The sequence below is a fragment of the Streptomyces sp. NPDC056161 genome, from assembly GCF_042268025.1.
Taxonomy (GTDB): Bacteria; Actinomycetota; Actinomycetes; order Streptomycetales; family Streptomycetaceae; genus Streptomyces.
Map to the genome: position 1 here is coordinate 394,741 of NZ_JBHJUV010000001.1, position 19,825 is coordinate 414,565.

Consider the following 19,825-nt stretch of genomic DNA (forward strand, 5'->3'; position numbering starts at 1 on the left):
CCCGGTCCGCGTTCCGGGCCTCAACCCGCCCGTACGCCCTCGACGAAGCGGCCTGCCATCTCGATGCGTTCGTCGAAGGTCGCGGGTGACTGCCCGAGGTCGATGAAGAGTTCGTGCACGCCCGACTCGGCGGCGGCCCGCGCGTAGTCGATGTACTGGTCGAGCGTGCCCGACCGGGGCACCTGCTCCGGCTCGGCCTCCACGTCCGTCAGCACCGGGTTCACCCGCAGCGCCATGTGCAGCTCAGCGGGGTTCCGGCCGGACTCCTCGGCCTCCTCCAGGACCGTCTTCCACATGCCCATGAGCCGGTGCAGCGGCATGGCCGTGGGCAGCCAGCCGGTGGCCCGCCGGGCGACCCGGCGCAGCCCGGCGGGGGTGAACGCGGCCAGCAGGACGGGGGGCCCGGGTCGCTGCTCGGGTTTCAGCCCGACCACGGTCCGCGGAACGGTGAACAACGCGCCCCGGTGCGCGAACTCGTCCGTCGCCCAGTACGTCTCCAGGATGTCCAGCGTCTCGTCGAGCCGTGCACCCCGGCCCTCCCAGGGCACACCCACCGCGGAGTACTCGTCGGGCATCCAGCCGAGACCGAAGCCGATGTCCAGCCGTCCGCGGCTGAGGACGTCGAGGGTGGTCAGCGACCGGGCGAGCATCAGCGGCGGCTGCCACAGGCCGTTCAGCGTGCTGGTGCCCAGCCGGACCCGGCTGGTGTGGGCGGCGGCGAAGGCCAGGCTGGTCAGCGGGTCCATGTGGTTCTCGTAGATCCGTGGCATCACCCCGTCCCGGCTCGGATAGGGCGCGCTGGGCGAGCGGGGCGCGAGAACCCGGTCACCCGTCCACAGGGAGTCGTATCCCAGGTGCTCCGCGGTGCGGCTGACCCTGATGACGCCGTCCGCGTGAGCATCGGGGCCGAAAGTGGGAAGTGCCAGACCCAGTCGCATGTTTCTTCCTCGTCGTACAGTACGGATGGTATGGACAGGTGCATATGAGGTATATGTGACACGTATGGTCCGCCGATGGTGTGCCGACGGAATCCGTGTATGTAGCAGTTGATTGTATGTGTGCGGGTGTCGACAGATATGTCCGGGCCGCACATGTGGTTGACGCCACGAACGCGGCAGGGGTCCCGGCGATGCACACGTGCAAGGCCGAGACCCCCCTTTACCGGGTGAACGGTACGGACCGCCGCCCAGGTTCACACCGACACCGGTGTGCTACTTCAGGCCGAAGGCCCGGGTGATGCTCTGCTCCACGGTGTTGCCGCGCGCGTCGCGGGCGGTGGTGCGCAGGGTGACGTACCGGGCGTCGCGCGGGGCGTCCAGCCGGGTGTGCCAGCCGGTGCCCCGGTGCTGGAGGGCCGCCCGGTGCCAGGTGGCTCCGTCGTCGTACGACACCTCCAGGCCGACCTCTCCGATGGCCGCGGCGTCCGCGGACCGGGAGAGGTGGGAGGCGGTGACGGTCAAGCCGGTGTGCCGCGGGGCCCGGCCCGCGGCGTCGGTGCCGATGCCGATGCCGTAGTCGAGCTGGATCAGCGGCAGTTGGACCTGGGCGCCCGCCACGCCCGCCCGGGAGCTGAAGCCCCAGGCGGTGTGCGTGCGCGTGGAGTAGGGGCCGGGCCAGGCGTCGCGGGCGTTGTCCGACACCAGACGGTAGGGGAGCGGCGCCGGGTCCAGCGCCTTGACCGTCATGCTGAGCTGGTAGCGGCTGGTCCGCGCCAGGAGCTTGTCGCCCTGGTACAGCCCGACGACGTTGTCGGCGCCGAAGTTGCCGTAGGTGCCGCCGAGGTGGGCGGTGCCGGAGTCACCCCAGCCGGGCACGGAGACGTACAGCGTGTCGTCCTGGCGGACCGGCGCGTCACCGTCGAGGAGGCGGGGCCGCTGGACGGGCCCGAACCACTGGACGCCGTGGACGGTCCCCGCGCGGTAGGTCTCCTCCGGCGCGTACTGCTGCTGCTCGTTGGAGATCAGGGCGTGGTCCGACCATGGTTCGCCCGCCGTCACCCAGTCCGTGCGGGTGCCCTGGGCGGGGGCGTCGGACGGGTTCAGGGCGCTGCCGCCGAACGTGGTGACGTCGTCGCGGGACTCCAGCGCCCGGCCCGATCGGAAGTTGCGGAAGGAGACGTCGACGCGAGCCAGGTCCCGCTGCTCGGCCCGGTGGGTGAGGTCCGCGGGAACGGCGCCCCGGTAGTCGTGCGTCAGGTCGTACACGTACTCGGTCGTCGGGTGGGAGGTGACGTCGAGCCGGACGCGCTCGTGGCCGGTCCGCGCGATCAGCTGTTCGCCCTCGTCCCGGGTCAGGGTGGCGACGGGCAGCGGTGCGGGGTCGGCGGGCGCCCAGGGGGAGTCGTTCCAGGGCTGTAGGCGGCCGTCGCCGTCGTGCACCACCAGCAGCAGGCGGGCGCCCGCGGCGTGCGCCGCGGCGGCCTGCTCCTCGACGGGCACGGCATCGGTGCGGCGGACCAGGGCCGCCTTGCCCCGGACGTCGAGCGAGGCGTACGCGGCGGTCGTACCGTCTCCGGCGAACACCGCGTCGAGGCGGTGCCGTCCGGCCGGCAGCGGCTGTGCGCCCCGGTGCGCACGGAGGTCGTCATAGGGGCGGTCGCCGGCGGTCACCGTCAGGGCGGGCTGCGCAAGCCGCCAGCGGGTGCCGAGCACGAACTCGCCCTCGGCGACCTTCGGTCCGGTGGGCACTGCCCAGAGGCTGTCGTCGTCCGGGTCCGACCAGCGGGAGGACGAGGACCAGTCGTCCTCGGCGAAGCCGCGGTAGGCGTCGAAGCGGAAGCTGTCGGGTGTGCTCGGCCGGGGAGTGACCGCCTCGACCTGCCGGGCCTTGGTCCCGTCGAGGACGGCCGTACGGTCCTGGCTCAGGTCGATGTCGGTGACCGCCAGCAGCCCCCGACCGACGGAGTGCGGACCGTGGGCACCTTCGAGGGGCGTGTCGAGCCAGGCGGTGTACGACCCCGGCGGCAGCCGCAGATCGATGGTGCCGGAGTCGTCGACCAGCACGGGCAGCCACATCTTCCGGCCGGTCAGGATGACGGTGCCACCGATCGGCCGCCCGCCGCGGTCCTTCGCCGTCAGCGTCAGCCGGTGCCGCTCGCCCTGCTTGCCGACGCTCAGGGAGGTGCGGGTGTGGACCGAGCCGGACGGGTCGGTCGCCGTCAGGAAGCCGCCCACCATGGGATCCATGGGCAGTTCGTCGTAGTGGGCGCGCACGGTGACCGCTGCGGTGCCGTGCGCGGGCACGGTCAGCCGCGGGGCCGACACGGTGAAGGCGCCGTCCGTCGCGTTCGCGGCACCGACCCGGAGGTCCAGGGTCACCGGGGCGTCGCCGTCGTTGGTGTAGGCCACCTCGCGGTCGGCGGTCGCACCGGGTGGTGTCGGCCAGCTGTGGTAGCCGAAGTCCGCGCTGCCGGTGGCGAACACCGTGGCGGCCGTCGTCGTGGCGCTGTCGACCCGCCCCGTGCCGCCCTCGAACGGGCTGCGACCCGAGGTCTCCTTGGCCGTGCTGACCAAGGCGTTCTTCAACTGCCTTGCCGTCCAGCCGGGGTGCGCGGCGGCCAGCAGTGCGGCGGCGCCCGCGACGTGCGGGGTGGCCATCGAGGTGCCGCTCAGCGTCTGGTACGCGCCCGAGCCCTTGGCGTAGTGCGAACGGGCCGCCAGGATGTCCACGCCCGGCGCGGTGAGGTCGGGCTTGACGGCGCCGTCACCGGCCCGGGGACCACGGCTGGAGAAGTCGGCGAGGGCGTCGGATCCGTCCACGGCGCCGACGGTCAGCGCCTCGTCCGCCACGCCCGGCGCGCCCACCGAGTAGGCGTCGGGACCCGCGTTGCCGGCGGCGATGGTGAACAGCGCACCGGTCTCCTCGCTGAGGTTGTTCACCGCGGTGCTCAACGGGTCGGTCCCGTCCGTGGGTTGGCCGCCCAGGCTCATGCTGATGATCTTCGCGTGCTGGTCGCGGGCCGCCCACTCCATGCCGGCGAGGATCCAGGAGTCCTGGCCGCCGCCGTCGTCGGAGAGCACCTTGCCGATGTGCAGGCGGGCTCCCGGGGCGACCCCCTTCTCCTTGCCGTCGGAGGCGGCACCGGTGCCGGCGATGGTGGAGGCCACGTGGGTGCCGTGGCCGTTGCCGTCCACGGCCGACTCGCCGGGGACGAAGTCCTCGACCGTGGCGATACGTCCGGCGAGGTCGGGGTGGTCCGCGTCCACACCGGTGTCGAGGACCGCGACGTCCACGCCCTCGCCGGTGTTCCCCGACGCCCACACCCGCGGTGCGCCGATCTGCGCGGTGCTCTCGGCGAGGTCCGCCTGCACCTTGCCGTCCAGCCAGACCTTGGCCATGCCGCCGGTGAGGCGGGGCCGTTCACCGGCCGACCGGCCTGCGGTGCCGGCACTGTCGGCACCGCCGGAGGTCGCCGTGATCGACGTCCAGAACGCGTCCGAGCGGTCCGCGCCCAGCGCGGCACCCTGGATGCTGTCCAGCGCCCGCACCTTGCGCGCTCCCCGGGGCACGGGCAGGCTCCGGCCCCGGGCCGCCGCGTCGGTGTAGGTGACGATCAGTGGCAGCCGGTCGGTGTGCTCGTCGTCGTAACCGTCCGCCAGCAGCCGGGTGACGTTGAAGAGTTCGCGGTCCAGGAGTCCGGCCGCCACATACGGCAGGGCACTGTCCGGGTAGACATAGGTGTCCTTGCCGGACCGGTGTGTCTCAAAGCCGGTGTACCGGCCGTCCGGCCCCTGGACGAGTCGTCCCGGTGTGCCGTCCGCGCCCCGGGTGGTGACGACCTTGTCCCCGGTCACCAAGGTGACGGTAGGGGCCGGAGCGGCGGTCGGCGGGACGGTGGCCGAGGCGACCGTGGGGTCGGGTGGGGACGAGGCCGTGGCGGCCGGGGCGGGTGACACGGCGGCCAGGGCGACAGTGACGCACACGACCGACAGCACACGTCTGCGAAATGGCGGACGCGACAAGGCAAACCTCCGTCAACAGCTGGGTCACAGGTTTGCCGAGCATTGTGTGCCCTGTTCCGGCCACCGCGGTGACATGCGGGGATGGCGGGGGTGCGCCATGACGCACAACGGCCACCGGCCACGAGGAGCCGCCATGGTGGACAACAGGTTCCGGACAAGGGTCAGTTCACGGGTGCCGGTCAGCGGGGGCCCGGCAGTGGGTGTCGGGCAATGGGGTTGGTTCGTGGATGCCGGTGAGCGGGTGTCAGGCAGCGGGTGTCGGTTCGTGGATGCCGGTCAGCAGGTGTCAGCTCGCGGGGTGCGGTCAGCGGGGGCCCGTCAGTGGGGGCCCGTCAGTGGGGGGCCGGTCGGCGGGGCCCGTCGGTGGGGGCCCGGCCGGCGGGATGTCAGGTCGCGGGTGTGGCGAGCAGGGCCGCCGACACCTGTTCCGTCAGCCAGGTCTCGGCGTCGTCCCAGGACCAGCCGCGCTCCGCCACGAACAGCCGCCAGGAGCTGAAACCGAGGAGGAACCAGAGCATGTCGGTCGCGCGCGGGAGATCCACGTCCGGCCGCAACGCCCCCAGTTCCGCCAGCCGCTCGGCGAGGACCCCGAGCGACTGCCGGTAGGCCCGGACGATGTGGGCGAGGGTCTCCGCCGCCGCCCGGTCCACCTCGGCGGCCGTGATGATCACCAGGGCGATGTCGAGGTGCTTCTCGTTGTCGAGCCGCACCCCGTGTGCCACGGTGCTGATCGCCTCTCGGGGATCCGTGGTCGCGCGCAGCGCCGCGAGGGTGCGTTCGACGACCGGGTCGTCGACGCCCCGCTCGATGAGGGTCGTCAGGATCGTCGACTTGCCGCCGGTGCTCGCGTACACCGTGGGCACGGCCACCCCGGACTCCTGCGCGATGTCACCGATGGTGACCTTCCCGTAGCCGTGTTCCACGAACAGCCGCAGGGCGGCGTCGAGGATCGCCGCCCTGGTCTCCGCCGCCGTCTCGGCGCGTCGGCCGGCTCGGTACGGTCTTCGCTGGCCACCGGGGAGCGGGCGCATGCTTTCCTCTTCGTGCGACGACTGGCCCCTCAATATATGCCGCTCGTCGCGCGCGGCCGCTCCGGTCTCCGCGGGGGTTCCGGGCGGCGAGGCTATTACGCCGTAATACTCCGGTTGGGGGATGCCGCGTCCCCCGGCCGTGCGCCCGCGCCCCGGGAGCCTCCTCAGCGGCGCTCGGTGGCCGGGGCGTGAGCCGGGGGACAGGGATCAGGCGGCGACGGCGGTGGCGTTGATGGTGACGGGGATGTTGCCGCGGGTGGCCTTGGAGTAGGGGCAGAGCTGGTGGGCGGCGTGGCCGAGTGCGGCGGCGGTGGGCTGGTCGACGCCACCGAGTTCGAGGTTGAGGACGGCGCTGAGGCCGAACTCGCCGTCGTCGCCGTGGGTGAGGGTCGCTTCGACCGTGACGGCGGTGCTCTTGAGGGTGATCCTGCGCTGGGCGGCGGCGCGGCGGACGGCGCCGAGGAAGCAGGCGCCCCAGCCGGCGGCGAAGAGTTGCTCCGGGTTGGTGGCGCCGCCCGCGCCGCCGAACTCCTTGGGAATGGCGAGCGTGGTCCGCAGTTGCCCGTCGCCGGACTCGACGCGGCCTCCGTTGCGTCCTTCGCCGGTCACCGTGACGACACCGGTGTAGCTGACTGCCATGGCTGTTGTCTCCTCGTGGTGCTGGGTGCCCGGTGCCCGCATCTGCCGTCACCGGTTTGATTGGTGATGAGTATGGTCACACGTGTCATCACCTGTCAAGCTGGTTAGCGACAGGGGGCGTGGCACATGTGTGTGAGCAGACAGAAGGCCCGGCCGGGGACGCCATCCGGCGTGCTCCCGTCCGGGCCGTCAGGTACCCTCGCGCCGGTGCGCGCGGTGCTCAGACCGGCACGCGATCGGTGTCCGCCAGCCCGGACCCGCCGAACAACTCGGCGTACGCGGCGCGAACTCAGGCAGGCCCGCGTCGCTGCCCGGCTGCCCGGCCGGCGGCACGGCGCGGCGCGGCACAAGCCTGCCAGGTATGTGTGCGGGGGGCGGTAGGGGGCGTGGGCCGCGCCGGCACGGCCCTGACGGTGACCTGCGGCTCCGGCGGGCGCACGGCCGCTTCCGGGCACCGTCCGGATGACGGCACCCGGAGCGACGGCGGGCCGCCCCAGGGGTGCTGTCACTCACACGGTCACTCGCACAACGGGCCGCGTACCGGCCGGGTTCACCCCTGTCCCGAGGCGACCGGTCCGGTACGCGGCCCGCACGGCTCAGGCCCGCACGGCTCAGGCCCGCGCCGTGACCGCCTGCGTGTTGTACCCCTCCGCCCGCAGGAGGGGCCGCCCCGAGGGCAGGGCACGGTCCGGCCAGGACACGGTGACCGTGCGGCTCTCGCCGGGCAGCAGCCACAGGTAGTTGTCCTCGTACAACGTCGGCAGGACCCGGTCACCGCCGTGCTCGTCCAGCAGCGAGAGACGCACCATGGCGGCGACCACGGACCCGCGGTTGCGGACGGTCGCGGTCAGCTGCCGGCCGTCGTCCGTGCGGGTGACACGGCCGGCGGACACCGACAGCGCGGCCCGCCCGGCGGTACCGAGCGCCCGCATCGCCTCCGGCGTGCGGTGGCGCCAGTAGGTGTTGCGGGACAGCAGCCCGCCCCGGCCGTCCCGCAGCGTCAGCCGCAGCAGGTGAAGGTCGGGGAGGTCGTCGGTGAACGCCGCGGTGAACGCCGCCGCGGTGGCCGCGGACCTGACGTCCACCCGGGCGCTCCTCGACGGCGCCGCCGGGCGGCCCGAGAGGTCGTACACCTCGGCGGTGACCAGCGCGCCCGTCAACTCCGTACGCGTGTGATTGACCGCGATGACCTGCCAGTTCACCGGGTCGGCCTGGACGTGCAGGGGTTCGCAGCCGGAGCGCGCCCCGTAGTACATGCCGTTGACGTCGAAGTCGTAGTCGTAGGTCTGCCACACCGTGCTGTGCCAGGCGGGGTGGGACATCCACAGCATGAGGCCGCTGGCGTCGTCCCACAGGTGGGCGTTCCACGCCTCGAACATGGCACGGGCGTTCTCGTAGTTGACGAACTGCGCCTTCCGCGCGAAGTCGTCGAGGTCCTGGGCGGCGCCGAGGCGGGTCTCGATCGCCGCCTTGTAGTTCTGCGGTGCCTGGTTCCCGTGCTCGCTCCAGTCGTGGTAGTACCAGGCCCCGCGGATCGGCCACTCCGGCTCGTCACCCGTCATGCCGCGGACGCTCTCCGCGGTGGAGACGACCGGCATGCCGATCTCGGTGTGGAAGCCGAAGTCCTTGCTGCCGTAGGTCGCCGGGTCGAAGTACCGCTCCGGTTCCACCCAGCCGTAGGGCCCGCCACCGGTGGCGATGCCGCCCGCGGAGTTGCTCTGGTAGAGGACGCCGGGCGCCTGCCGCTGCACGGCCTCCCGCATGCCCTGGTCGATCGCCGCGGGCGGGTTGCCCTCGTTGGCGCCGCACCACACCGCCACCGAGGGATGGATGCGGTAGCGCAGCACGGTGTCCCGGGCGATGGCGTTGTACGCGTCGTGGTCCGGCACGTCCATGCCCCAGGCGTTGGGGAAGTCGTTCCACACCAGGATGCCGTAGCGGTCGCAGGCCGCGAAGAACTCCTCGCGGTCGCAGCTGCCCACCCAGTTGCGGATCATCGTGAAGTTCATGTCGCGGTGCATGCGCACCGCCGTGTCCATCCGCTCGGCGGGCATCCGGCGCAGCAGTTCGTCCCAGCCCCAGTTGCCGCCGCGCACCAGCACCCGGACACCGTTGACACTGATCTTGAGCGGGTCGGGTGTGTTGGACACGGTCGTCACGTCGGTCCAGGTGTCGCCGTCGGCGGAGACCCGGACGGTGTACGTCTTCGGGTACGCCTGCTCCCACAGGACGGCCACCCGGTCGAACCGCCGTGCGGCGCCGAGGTCGACCTGGAGCCACTGGTGGTCCTCGTAGGCGGAGGACCAGCGGGTGCCGGGGTCGCCGTCGGTGGCGTGCGCCGCCAGGTGGCCGTCCGCCTCGCTGGAGGCGGTGGCCGCCCGGTGCAGGGCGAGGTCGGTGCCTGCCTCGGCGCTGTCGATGACGGCGAGGGACCACAGCGAGTTGCCCCAACTGGTGTTGCGCACCCCGCACTCGATCCGTACGAAGCGGGCGGTCACGGCGTCGAAGTCCGACACCCGCAGGCTCGCGTCACCGCTGTTGAAGGGCAGCGGCACCGCGGAGTTGTCCACGGACTTCACGTCCGTCCACGTGGAACCGTCCGAGGACACCTGCACCACGAAGGTCCGCGCGTACGCCTGCTCCCACACCAGGTCGACGCGGTCGAAGGACTGCTCGGAGCCGAGGTCCACCCGGAGCCACTGGTCGTCCTCGAAGGCCGAGGACCAGCGGGTGGCCGGGTCGCCGTCGGTGACGTTGCCCGCGCCGTGGTCGTCCTCGTCCGCGCTGGACGCCTCGGCCGCCGCGTGCAGGGCGAGGTCGGTGCCCGGCCGCGCGCTGTCGAGGACCGACAGCGTCCACAGCGAACTGCCCCAGCCGGTCGCCCTGGTCAGGCATCTCACCCGGACGTGACGGGCCCGTTGCGCGCCCACGTCCACGGACTGGGTGTAGGCGTCGGCCGAGGCTGTGAAGGGCAGCGGGATGTCGTACTCGTAGCCGAACTGCCGGATGCCGAAGCGGGTGGTGCGCCGGTCGCTCTGAGCGCCGTCGGCCTCGGCGACCAGGGTCAGCTCGTGCAGGCGGGCGTCGCCCAGGCCGTTGGGCCACCACAGCTCGGGGTCGCGCACGCGCAGCGCGCCGTAGGCGTCGGGGGTGAAGACCACCTCGACGGTCTCACCCGCGGGGACGGTGACGGCCCGGGAGACCCGTACGTCGCCGAACGACGCGGAGACGACGGTCCGGTGGTCGGCGGAGTCGGCGTTGCGGACCGGGACGGTCACCGTCAGCTCGGCGACCGACAGGTCGGGGAGTCCCGGCAGCACGGTGTCCACCCGCGCGTCGCCGATCACGACGTGCCCGGTGGACCGCAGCCGCACATGGTTCCAGATGCCCGCGCCGCGGTCGCGGACCGCCGGCATCCAGTCCCAGCCCGAGGAGGCGAGATACGTGGGCGAGTTGCGGTTCATCTGATCGGCGCCCGCGTCCACCCACGCCTCGCCCGCCGGACCCTTGTCGCCGGGGCTGCCGGGCACCGGCATCGGCGTGATCCGCACGGCCAGGGCGTGCCGGTTCGTGGACGCACCGGCCAGGTGCTCGGTGACGTCGTGGGCGAAGCGGGCGAACGGGAAGGTCACGCTGCCCACGTCGTGGCCGTCGAGCCAGATCTCGGCCCGGTGGTTGACCCCGTCGAACTCCAGCCACACATGCCGGCCGGCGCCGGTGCGCAGGCCGCGCGGCAGCTCGAAGTCCCGCCGGTACCACCAGGAGTGGCGGGACAGCGCCTCGGGGACGTGCAGGTTGTTCAGGCCCGCGACCGGGTCGGGCAGCTTGCCCTGGTCGACGAGCGAACCGAGGACGGTGCCGGGGACCGTCGCGGGCAGCCACCGGCTGGTGTCCACGCCCGCCTTCGACAGGTCGCCGCCGGTGGCGTCGGTCCAGTCGTCCATGGTCAGCGCCCAGCCGGACTCCAGCGGTACCGTGCCGTCGGCGGCGACGGCCAGCTTCGGGGGAGTGGTGTGCCGGGTGCCCCAGTCCGTCCAGCCGGTGGCGTCCGGCCGGTGTCCGGCCACCGTGCCGTACACCTCGAAGCCGTTGAGGCCCAGCGGGTTGGCGCTGGAGCGCTTGCGGGCCGTCATCCGCACCCAGCGGGCGGTCACCGGGCGGGCCAGCGGGATGTCGACGACGCCGCCGGTACCGGCGGTGGTGCGGTACACACTCGTCCAGGACTTCCGGTCCCGGGACGTCTCGACGACGAACTCCCGCGCGTAGCTCGACAGGATCTCCTTGCCCGTGGTGCCCTGCGCCGGGTTGCCGGTCGTCGGGGGCGTGAACACCGGGTCGCTCGCGTCCGCCTCGAACGTCAGCCGGACCCGGCTGACCCGGCAGTCCGACTGGAGGTCGACCGATATCCACTGCGGGTCGCCGTCCCCGGCCCGCCAGCCGGTGCCGCGGACCCCCTGCGCCGGGACCCCGTCCACCGCGAACTCGGCCGCGGCCGGCGCGTACGCCTGCGAGGAGACCTCCACGGGGCGGAAGGCGGCGATCTCACCCGGTGTGGGTGCCGGGGTTCCGGGCTGCGGGGTCGCGGCGGCGGCCTCCGCGGCCGGGAACACCACACCCAGTCCGAAGCCCGCCAGCAGGGTCGTGCCGGTGGTGACGACGGCACGCCGGGAGGGACGGCGCGACGGACTCTGCTGCTCGTCCATGAGCAAAACGTCCAATCAAGGAGACCATGCCGACGGGACGACCGGTTCGGGTGCGACCGTGCCGTCCAGGCGGCTTTGACAACGTTGCCATAGGCTGTGGCGAGAGGGGCCGCCGTGTCAAGACTTATGCACACGCGGGGCACCCGGCACGGCACCCGCCGCGCGGTCGGCGCGCGGCCGGCGCGGGCCAAGTGGGGCCGGTCCGGGGGCGGGTGACCAGGAGCCGCGCCTCACACGTGTTATCCACGACACCCGCCGGGCAGGGGACCGGTGGCCGGTGGCCGGTGACCGGACGCGGACGTGTGTCCGGCCTCGGTGTGTCATCCGCTCCCGGTATGTCATCCGGCCCCGGTGTATGTCCGGTCCCGGTGTGGCCGGTGCCGGACACACGTCGCCTGTTCAGCGCAGGCCGTACGCCCGGGTGAGGGTCATCCGTACCTGGTTGCCGGCCCCGTCGACGGCGCTCGCCCGGAGGGTGGCCCGGTCGCCCGCCCGGCCGCCCGCGGGGATCACCAGCGACCAACTGCCGTCCCCGGCCGCCTGGACGGCGGCGGGACGCCAGCTCCTGCCGTCGTCGTAGGACACGTCGACGCCGACCGCGCGGACCGGCGAGGTTCCCGTTGTGCCCGGCTGGTGCCGCACCGTCACGGTGCCGGTGACCTTCGTACCGGCGACCGCCGCGTTGTGCCCGTCGAGCGGCAGCGCGAACCCGAGGTCCAGCAGATCCAGCGGGGCCGGCGTGCCGTCCGCGGTGTGGCCGGTGGTGAAGGTCCACTCCGAGCGCACCTCCGTGGAGAGCGCGGCCGGCCGCGTGCCGGTGACGACCAGCCGGTAGGTGTCCGTCGCCGCGGGCAGCGCGAAGTCGGCCACGCCCGGCGTGTCGTTCGCGGCCACCTCCGTCGCACCGCGGAACAGCCCGGTCGTACCGCGCTCCAGGACCTCCCCGCTGTCGAAGTCGGTGCCGGGCGACATCACCCGGCCCGGGTCGGCGCTGCTGAACACCGGGAAGTCGGTGACCAGCCGGTCCCCGTCCCGGTAGGCGGCGGGCAGCGGTTCGCCCCCCGCGCCGTCCGGTACCGCCCGCGACAGCCGGGGCCCGAAGGGCGCCGCCCCCCACACGCCGGCCGTACGGCGCCCGGCGCGGTACGTGACCGGTGCCGTCGACTCGGTCGTCAGATACCGCCAGTCGGGATTCAGCCCTTCGAGCAACTGCGGGCTCCAGGACACCTCCGGCGAGAAGTACTCCACGCGGGTCTGCGGGAGCAGGACCCGCGGCTCGATCCCGCCGGACGCGCCGGTCAGCGGGTCCGAGAAGGTGAGCACCTGGCTGAGGGCACGTCGGCCGTCGCCGGCCGGGGTGCGGTAGGTGGCGTCCAGGCGGGCGAGCGCGGCCCTGGCGAAGTGCCAGGACTGCCCGTCGGGCAGCTTGGAGCCCACCGCGCCGAACAGGGCGTACATCGTCGGACTGGCCGGCCGGCCGACCACGTGCACCTGGGTCTGGCCGGCCGTCAGCCGGTCGCGCAGGCGCTGGATGTCCTTGGGCGCGAACAGGTTCAGCACCGGCAGGGTGCTGGTGTCGGCGAGGTAGTCGTAACTGAGCACCAGCCGGGCGCCCTTGGCCTTGAGGGCGGTCAGCAGGGCGGTGAACTGCTCCTGCGTCGGTGGCTCCGCCGGATCGGACACGTCGTCCGGCGCGATGAGGACGATCCTGCCGGCGACATCGCCGACCCGGTCCGGATCCGTCTCCTCCCCGATGTCCGCCACCTCCGCGGTGACGTCGCCCGCATAGCCCTCGGCCTGGGGGTCGTCCACGAACGTGGCCTCGAAGGGGTCGTCGCCGACCGAGACCACCCGGTTCTGCGGCGGAGCCCAGGTGGCGCCGTAGGAGAGGGTCACCCCCGGGACGGCCTCCGTGGACAGCACGTACTGTTCCTCGAAGTTGCCGGCCACGAGGGCCCTGGACGTGTCGTCCGGCCCGCCGACGTCCGACTGGAGCGTGGTGTACGCGGTGTACATGTCGGGCCGGGCCGCCGGGTCGTCGAGATCGACCGTGACGGGCTTGGCCGCACGGGTGTCCAAGGTGATCGTGCGGTCCCCGTCGACGCGCAGTCCGGCCCGCGCGACATAGGTCGCCGACCAGTCGTACGACGAGGGCGAGAGCCCCATGCCCAGGACGCGGTACGTGCCGTCGGGCACCTCCACCTGGACGGTGGCCGACGTGCCCACGGGGAAGTGGACGGCACCGGTGGTCTCGCTCTGCAGCAGGACCGGTGCGTCACCGCCGGACAGCGGCTGCCCGGACCGGCCGAGCATCCGCACCGTGACGGTGCGGACCTGCTCCAGTACCCGTGCGCTGACCGGGGTCACCAGGCGGGTGTCCCCGGCGGTGGCCGTCAGCCGGCCCTCGTAGGAGCCGACGGATTCGGCACCGGCCGCGACCCGCACGGTGGCGCTCGCGGTGCCGTGTGCCGGGACGGTGACGGACGGCTCGGCCGAGAACAGGCCGGCCGGCACGGGCGCCCCGCCCTCGTCGGTGACGGACAGGCTCAGGTCGAGGGTGACCGGACTGTCGCCGTCGTTGGCGTAGTCGACCTGCGCGGTGGTGGGCTTCGCCGGGTCGTGGGGCCACGGGATACGGCCCAGTCCCAGGGACGGGGTGACCGTGCGCACGGACTGGCCGGTGGCACGGGCCACGTCGAGACGGCCCGCGCCGTTGCCGAACACGTCGACGCCGTCCAGCACGCTCGCCGAACCCGTCAGCGCGGCCTTGACCTGCTGCCCCGTCCAGTCGGGGTGCGCACCCGCGAGCAGGGCGGCGGCACCCGCGACGTGCGGGGTGGCCATCGACGTACCGGACAGCGTCACGTAGTCGGCGCCGCCCGGCCGGTCGGGGAACGCACCGGGGGCGCGGGCGGCCGTGATGTTCTCCCCGGGCGCGGAGATCTCCGGCTTCAGGCCGAAGTCGCCGGCCCGGGGGCCACGGCTGGAGAACGAGCTGAGGGTGTCCTGCTTGGTGGTGCTCGCCACGGTCAGCGCGGCGTCCGCCGCGCCCGGGGAGGTCACCGTCTCGGGCCGCCCGGAGTTGCCCGCGGCCACCACGAACAAGGCGCCCGACGCGGCGGACAGTTCGTTGACCTCGGTGGACATCAGGTCCGTGCCGTCGCTCGGGTCGTTGCCGCCCAGGCTCATGTTGATCACTTTGGCGCCCTGCTGGACGGCCCACTCCATGCCGGCGAGGATCGAGGAGTCGCTGCCCCTGCCGGAGTCGTCCAGGACCTTGCCGTTCAGCAACCGGACGCCGGGCGCCACGCCCCGGTAGCGGCCGTCCGACGCCGCGCCGCTGCCGGTGATGGTGGACGCCACGTGCGTCCCGTGCCCGGCGTGGTCCTCGGCGTCGTCCGTGCCGGTGAAGTTCTTCGCGGCGTCGATCTTCCCGGCCAGGTCGGGGTGGCCGGAGGCGATGCCCGTGTCGAGCACCGCGACCTTCACCCCGTCGCCGGTGCAGCCGCGTTCCCAGGCGGTGGGGGCGCCGACCAGCGGCACGCTCACGTCCAGCGTCGCGTGCACGACGCCGTCCAGCCAGATCTTCGTGCCGCGGGCGGGGGCGGCCCGGCGCGCGCCCGCCGGGCCGCCCGCCTCGCCGGTCAGGGCCGCCCACAGGGAGGTGGCGTCGGACTTCGCGGTGGACAGCGCCCGGACGCCCAGCCGGGGCAGGGTCCTGGTGACCGAGGCGGTGGCCGGCGTCGCCGTCTTCGGGGCGGTGCCCGGCGTGCCGGTGACGATCACTCCGATGCGGTCGGTGTGCCGGTCGTCGAGCTTCTGCGCCGCGAGTCCGGTGATGTCGAACAGCGCCTTGTCGACCTGTCCGCCGGTTAGCGCGTCCCAGGCGTCGCTCGGTACGACGTACGCGTGGCCGTGCTCGGTGAACTGGACGAAGGCCGTCTCGGGCCGCCGCGCGGCCGGTGTGCCGGCGATCACCCGTACGGTGTCGCCCGCGCGCCGGTAGCGGACGGTGTCACCGGTGATCAGGGTGACCGTTTCGACGGGCCCGGCGGCCGTCCCGCCCGAGTGTCCGGCGACGGGCTTCGGGGGTGACGCGTCGGCGGGCACGACGACCAGCCCCGCCAGCGTGCCGACTCCCAGCAGCAGCGCCGCCGTTCTGAGTCCTCTCATGGAAACCTTCCTGTCACTGCCCCGGTGCGGGGCGGGGGACGAGGTGTCCCGACAGGTCAACAGGGCGGCGTGCCCGTTGGGTTGCCTGGATCCGTGCGCGATTCGACTGGGGACACGTGTGCCGACGGATCCGGTGGCGCGGACCGCTTCCGTACCCCTTCCGGGCGGCGAGACGGGCCGGAGCGACGTCGGTTTCGGCGCGCGGGTCGGGTCGGTGCCGGGGGCGACCCGGGTTTGGTGCAGAGGGCGGAACAGAGGCCGGATCAGGGGGTGGAGCAGAGACCGGATCAGGGGGTGGAGCAGAGACCGGATCTGTCAGGGCTGGCTCAGGTAGCCCTCTGTGTTGCGGTGTCGGGATCGATCTCTCGGTGCCGTAGCCGCACGCGGACCCTCTCCGACCGCTCAGCGGGCAGTCTCGATGTGGACGGCGAGCCGGACGAGTCGACGGGCGAGCTGGGCGCAGAGAAGGATCAGGGCAGCTGCGATCCGTTCCAGGAGAGGGAGACCGTCACTGGTCATGATCTTGCGTGCGACCCGCTCGGCTGGATCCAGCTCGGCGGCGCGGAGGAAGTCGGTGCCGGACTCCTGTCGCAGCCCTTCGGTCAGCACCTTCACCGCCGTCCTGGTGGCCGCGTAGACGACCTGGGGGGACTTCACGACATAGGCCGCGGTGGAGGCGACGTTGACGGACTGCCCGGAGCGCTGCTGCCGGAAGATGGGCAGCGCGGCCCCGATGCCGTTCAACAGGCCCGTGATGTGGGTGGCGACCATGGCGTCCCAGTCGTCCTGGCGCAGTTCGTCGAACGGCGAGACCGCCATCGTGCCGGCGTTGGGGACCAGGACGTCGAGCCGGCCGAAGCGGTCGAGTGCCGCGTCGGTCAGGCGCTTCAGGTCTTCGCGGCGCGTGACATCGGCGACGAGCCCGACGGCCGAGCCGCCCCGCGCTGTGATGCGATCCACCACTGCGTTCAGCCGGTCCTCCCGCCGGGCTCCGAGTACCAGGTGGGCCCCTGGCTCCGCGAGGGCGTACCTGGCCGGCTCCCCGCCCCCATGGACGAGCACATATGGCCATCCGTCGCCGCCGCCAGGGCGGGCCGGGCCGTCCGCGGGCAACTGACCTCGGCGGGAGAGCGCTGAGTCCGGGACGGTTACCGCTCCCGGACGGTGTAGGTCAGGTGCGTCACCCTTGGGGAGGGCTCCGCGCGGACCGGCTCCAGGGCCACGCGGCCCGCGTCCACGCCCTCGAACAGGCGGATTCCGGAGCCGAACAGCACGGGTGCCAGCGCGATCGAGAACTCGTCGACCAGGCCCGCGTTCACGTACTCCAGGATGGTCGCGCCGCCGCCCGCGATGCGGACGTCGCGGTCGCCGGCGGCCTCGCGGGCCTGGTCGAGCGCGGCCTCGATGCCGTCGTTGACGAAGTGGAAGGTGGTCCCGCCGGGCCGCTCCCAGGGGTCACGCTTCTCGTGCGTCACGACGAACACCGGCGTGTGGAACGGCGCCTCCTTCGGCCACATCTTCTCGCCGGCGTCGAACATGCGCTTACCCATCACGCTCGCGCCGGTGCGCTCGAACGTCTCCCGCGCGATGTCGTTGTCGCGCCCTTCCTCGCCGCCCTCGCCGAGCTTCAGGTTCTCCCGGAAGAACCGCAGCGGGAAGATCCACTGTTGCAGTTCCATCCACTGCTGCCCCATCAAGTCCTCGGAGGACTCGGGCGCGATGAACCCGTCCAACGACATCGACACGCTGAAGAACACCTTCCCGGCCATCAGCGCTCCGCTCCCTTCCGAAAGATCTCGGTGACGTATGCGGCAAGGTTGCCCAGGGTCTGCCGGCCGCCCTCGATCGCGTGGTACTTCTCGACGGCCTCGTCGCGCAGCTCCTTGGTGGGGAACAGCGTGCGCATCTCGATCCGGGTCGCCGTGCCGTCGGGCTCGAACGTCAGGACCGACTCGAAGGCGTTCGGGTCGCCGTGGGACTCACCGTGGAGCAACTCGATCCGCTCCGGCGGGGTGAGCTCGGTCCAGGTGATCCATTCCTGGTAGTCCGTCCCGTCCGGTCCGTGCATCACGAAGTCCCACTCCCCACCGACGCGGAACTCGAACGCCCGCGTGGTGGTGGTGAACCCTTCCGGTCCCCACCATCGCGACAGGTGCCGGACGTCGGTGAACGCCTCGAACACCAGCTCCCGTGGGGCGTCGATGATCCGGGAGATGACGATCTCGCGGTCGGCTGTCGCCGACTGCTCCGGCGTTCCTTGTTCTGTCGTGCTCATCAGCTACTCCGCTTTCCTTGTCTGCTTCAGGTCCTGCACGTAGGCGTCCAGTCGGTCGAAGCTCTCGTTCCAGAACTGCTCGAAACCGCCGGTCCACTGGTGGACGGGCCGCAACCCGCCGGCGTCGAGGGCGTACAGGCGCTGCTTGCCTGCCTTGCGGTCGCGCACCAGCCCGACCTCCCGGAGCACCCGCAGGTGTTTGGACGCCCCCGGCTGGGTCATCCCCAACTCCTGGGCCAAATCGGTCACCGACCGCTCACCCGCCCGCAGCAGTACCAGGATCTCCCGGCGCTGCGGCTCGGCGATCGCGTTGAAGACGTCCGACGTCGTCGCTGCTCGTGCCATGAGGCCATCGTATTCCGATATGGGCATGCGTCAAGTTGGAAGGAATCAGGCGGGTCATGTCAGATGGCGATCGTGACCCTTGTCTACGGTCGCGGAAACTGAGCGACGGCAGATGCCTGTGACCGGCGCGACTGGCCTGCTCCAGGCGGAAACCGTCAAGCCAAGCCTGTGCCGGGTTTCTGGCGTATTCGGGTCGCGCCCCATCCCATATGTGTTCAGGGCGCGGGCCAGTCCGAGGTCGATCCCATGCGCCGATCCCTTCGCGTTACCGTCTTGACAGGTTACGCAGGTGAGGGCAAGCTGACTGTCGTCAGGGTGACGAACAGGACGTGAAGCACCCACCGATGAAGTGGAGACCTGCCATGAACGAGGCACTGACGACGGACGCCGCCGCCGCGGCGGTACGCCACGCGCGGTACGGCAAGCTCCCCGAGCGCATCCGCTTCGAGGAGATGGTCCAGGAAGTGGAGGCCGAGCCGACTGGTGGAACGAAGGCTTCCTACAACCCCGAAGGCGCCTGGAACTACTACTCGTGCCTCGCCCTTGACCTGGGGCTGTAGGTCTGAGGGCGATAGCGGTAGCGGTAGTGGCAGCGATAGCGATAGCGATAGCGGCAGCGGAGGGGCGTGCGGCGGCCGACCCGCGCCGGCCCTCGGCTCGTCCTTCAGTGACGGTGACTGGACCGCACGGTCCGAAGTATGATCGGCCTCACTCCTTCTGGACTTGCGGGTCCATTCGATCGGACTCCATAATGAATGGACCAGACGGTCCAGATGGGAGTTCTCCGGGATCTCGGTTCCCCGGGTCCTTGGGCTTTCCAAGTCCTCGGGTACCTCGGGTACCTCGGGAACCTCGGGTTTTCCGGTGATCTCTCATCGCCGAGCGGGCCGACCGACGGCCCGCCACCGGGACACATGTCGACACCGGGATACGTGTCGACTCCCGGTCACATGTCCGCCCCGGGACGGTCCGGCCGCGTCAGGAATCCGGCTGGACCGCCCGATCGGCGGGGCGACCGTCTGCCTCACTGGAGCAAGGACGACGGACGATTGATGATGGATACCACTGAGCGCCTGAGCACCACCGAGGATCTCCGCCGCCTGATGGCGCGCTATGTCCGCTACGCGGATCACCAACGCTGGCAGGACCTGGCGGACCTGTTCACACCCGACGGCACCTTCACGCCGCACAAGCCCGACGGTTCGGTGTGGCTCCGGATGGCGGGCCGGGAAAAGATCGCCGCCACGGTCGGCGCCGGCGGCGGCCCCGGTGTCACCCTGGTCCACCACCTGTTCTCCGACGAGATCGACGTCGACTCGGCGACCACCGCCCACGGCGTATGGGCGATGGAGGACATCGTCACCCGGCCCGCGGACGCCGAACTCTCCGAGTCCATTCACTTCCGGGGCATGCACGGCTTCGGCCACTACCACGCACGTTTCGTCAAGACCGATGGTTCCTGGTACATCGCCGAACTCAAGCAGACCCGGCTCCGCCTGGACTTCACCGACTGACCGGTCGCCGTCTGCGGCCATGCGTCCGCGACCCGCCCCATGCCTCGCTCGACGCCTCGCCCGACACTTCGCCTGACGCCTCGACCGACGACGCCGGCCGTGGCCACGCCACGCCACGCCGCGTCCCGCCTTCGGCAGCCCGGCAGCCCGGCAGCCTGGCAAATCTGGCAGTCCGGCAAATCTG

12 protein-coding genes are annotated in these 19,825 nt (G+C 72.1%); 2 read left to right on the forward strand and 10 right to left on the reverse strand.

Going from position 1 to position 19,825, the window contains the following annotated elements; genetic code table 11:
• Positions 1-20: 20 nt before the first annotated feature.
• The 10 genes from ACFC09_RS01780 to ACFC09_RS01825 form a co-directional block, all read right to left on the reverse strand.
• Positions 21-938 (reverse strand): TIGR03619 family F420-dependent LLM class oxidoreductase, encoded by a 918-nt coding sequence (locus ACFC09_RS01780; RefSeq protein WP_376522714.1) that lies wholly within the window; start codon positions 936-938, stop codon positions 21-23.
• A 273-nt stretch (positions 939-1,211) separates the two neighbouring features.
• On the reverse strand, positions 1,212-4,922 hold the full coding sequence (locus tag ACFC09_RS01785; protein WP_376522716.1) for a S8 family serine peptidase: 3,711 nt from the start codon (positions 4,920-4,922) through the stop codon (positions 1,212-1,214).
• Positions 4,923-5,347: 425 nt separating this feature from the next.
• A complete protein-coding gene (locus ACFC09_RS01790; RefSeq protein ID WP_376522718.1) occupies positions 5,348-5,992 on the reverse strand; it encodes a TetR/AcrR family transcriptional regulator in 645 nt (214 codons plus the stop codon).
• 207 nt (positions 5,993-6,199) lie between these two features.
• Positions 6,200-6,631: an Ohr family peroxiredoxin gene (locus ACFC09_RS01795; protein ID WP_376522719.1), complete on the reverse strand. Its 432-nt coding sequence runs from the start codon at positions 6,629-6,631 to the stop codon at positions 6,200-6,202.
• 611 nt (positions 6,632-7,242) lie between these two features.
• The gene (locus tag ACFC09_RS01800) at positions 7,243-11,334 is read right to left on the reverse strand and encodes a discoidin domain-containing protein (RefSeq protein WP_376522721.1); all 4,092 of its coding nucleotides are present in this window, start codon (positions 11,332-11,334) and stop codon (positions 7,243-7,245) included.
• Positions 11,335-11,733: 399 nt separating this feature from the next.
• The gene (locus tag ACFC09_RS01805; RefSeq protein WP_376522723.1) at positions 11,734-15,507 is read right to left on the reverse strand and encodes a S8 family serine peptidase; all 3,774 of its coding nucleotides are present in this window, start codon (positions 15,505-15,507) and stop codon (positions 11,734-11,736) included.
• Positions 15,508-15,909: 402 nt separating this feature from the next.
• Positions 15,910-16,569, reverse strand: a complete 660-nt coding sequence (locus tag ACFC09_RS01810) for an SDR family oxidoreductase (protein WP_376522725.1) — start codon at positions 16,567-16,569, stop codon at positions 15,910-15,912.
• 86 nt (positions 16,570-16,655) lie between these two features.
• Positions 16,656-17,276 (reverse strand): dihydrofolate reductase family protein, encoded by a 621-nt coding sequence (locus tag ACFC09_RS01815; protein ID WP_376522726.1) that lies wholly within the window; start codon positions 17,274-17,276, stop codon positions 16,656-16,658.
• Positions 17,276-17,782, reverse strand: coding sequence for an SRPBCC family protein (locus ACFC09_RS01820; RefSeq protein ID WP_376522728.1), 507 nt, complete (start codon positions 17,780-17,782; stop codon positions 17,276-17,278). Before ACFC09_RS01820 ends, ACFC09_RS01815 begins: the two co-directional genes overlap by 1 nt.
• Before the next feature lie 3 nt (positions 17,783-17,785).
• Entirely contained in the window at positions 17,786-18,127 is a 342-nt protein-coding gene (locus ACFC09_RS01825; RefSeq protein ID WP_376522731.1) for an ArsR/SmtB family transcription factor, read from the reverse strand.
• A gap of 362 nt (positions 18,128-18,489) precedes the next feature.
• Here ACFC09_RS01825 and ACFC09_RS01830 point away from each other — a divergent pair, with 362 nt between their 5' ends.
• Positions 18,490-18,687 carry a hypothetical protein gene (locus ACFC09_RS01830; RefSeq protein WP_376522733.1) on the forward strand — a complete coding sequence of 66 codons (198 nt, stop codon included), beginning with the start codon at positions 18,490-18,492 and terminating at the stop codon, positions 18,685-18,687.
• A gap of 492 nt (positions 18,688-19,179) precedes the next feature.
• Positions 19,180-19,641, forward strand: coding sequence for a nuclear transport factor 2 family protein (locus ACFC09_RS01835; RefSeq protein WP_376522736.1), 462 nt, complete (start codon positions 19,180-19,182; stop codon positions 19,639-19,641).
• The last annotated feature ends 184 nt before the right edge of the window (positions 19,642-19,825 follow it).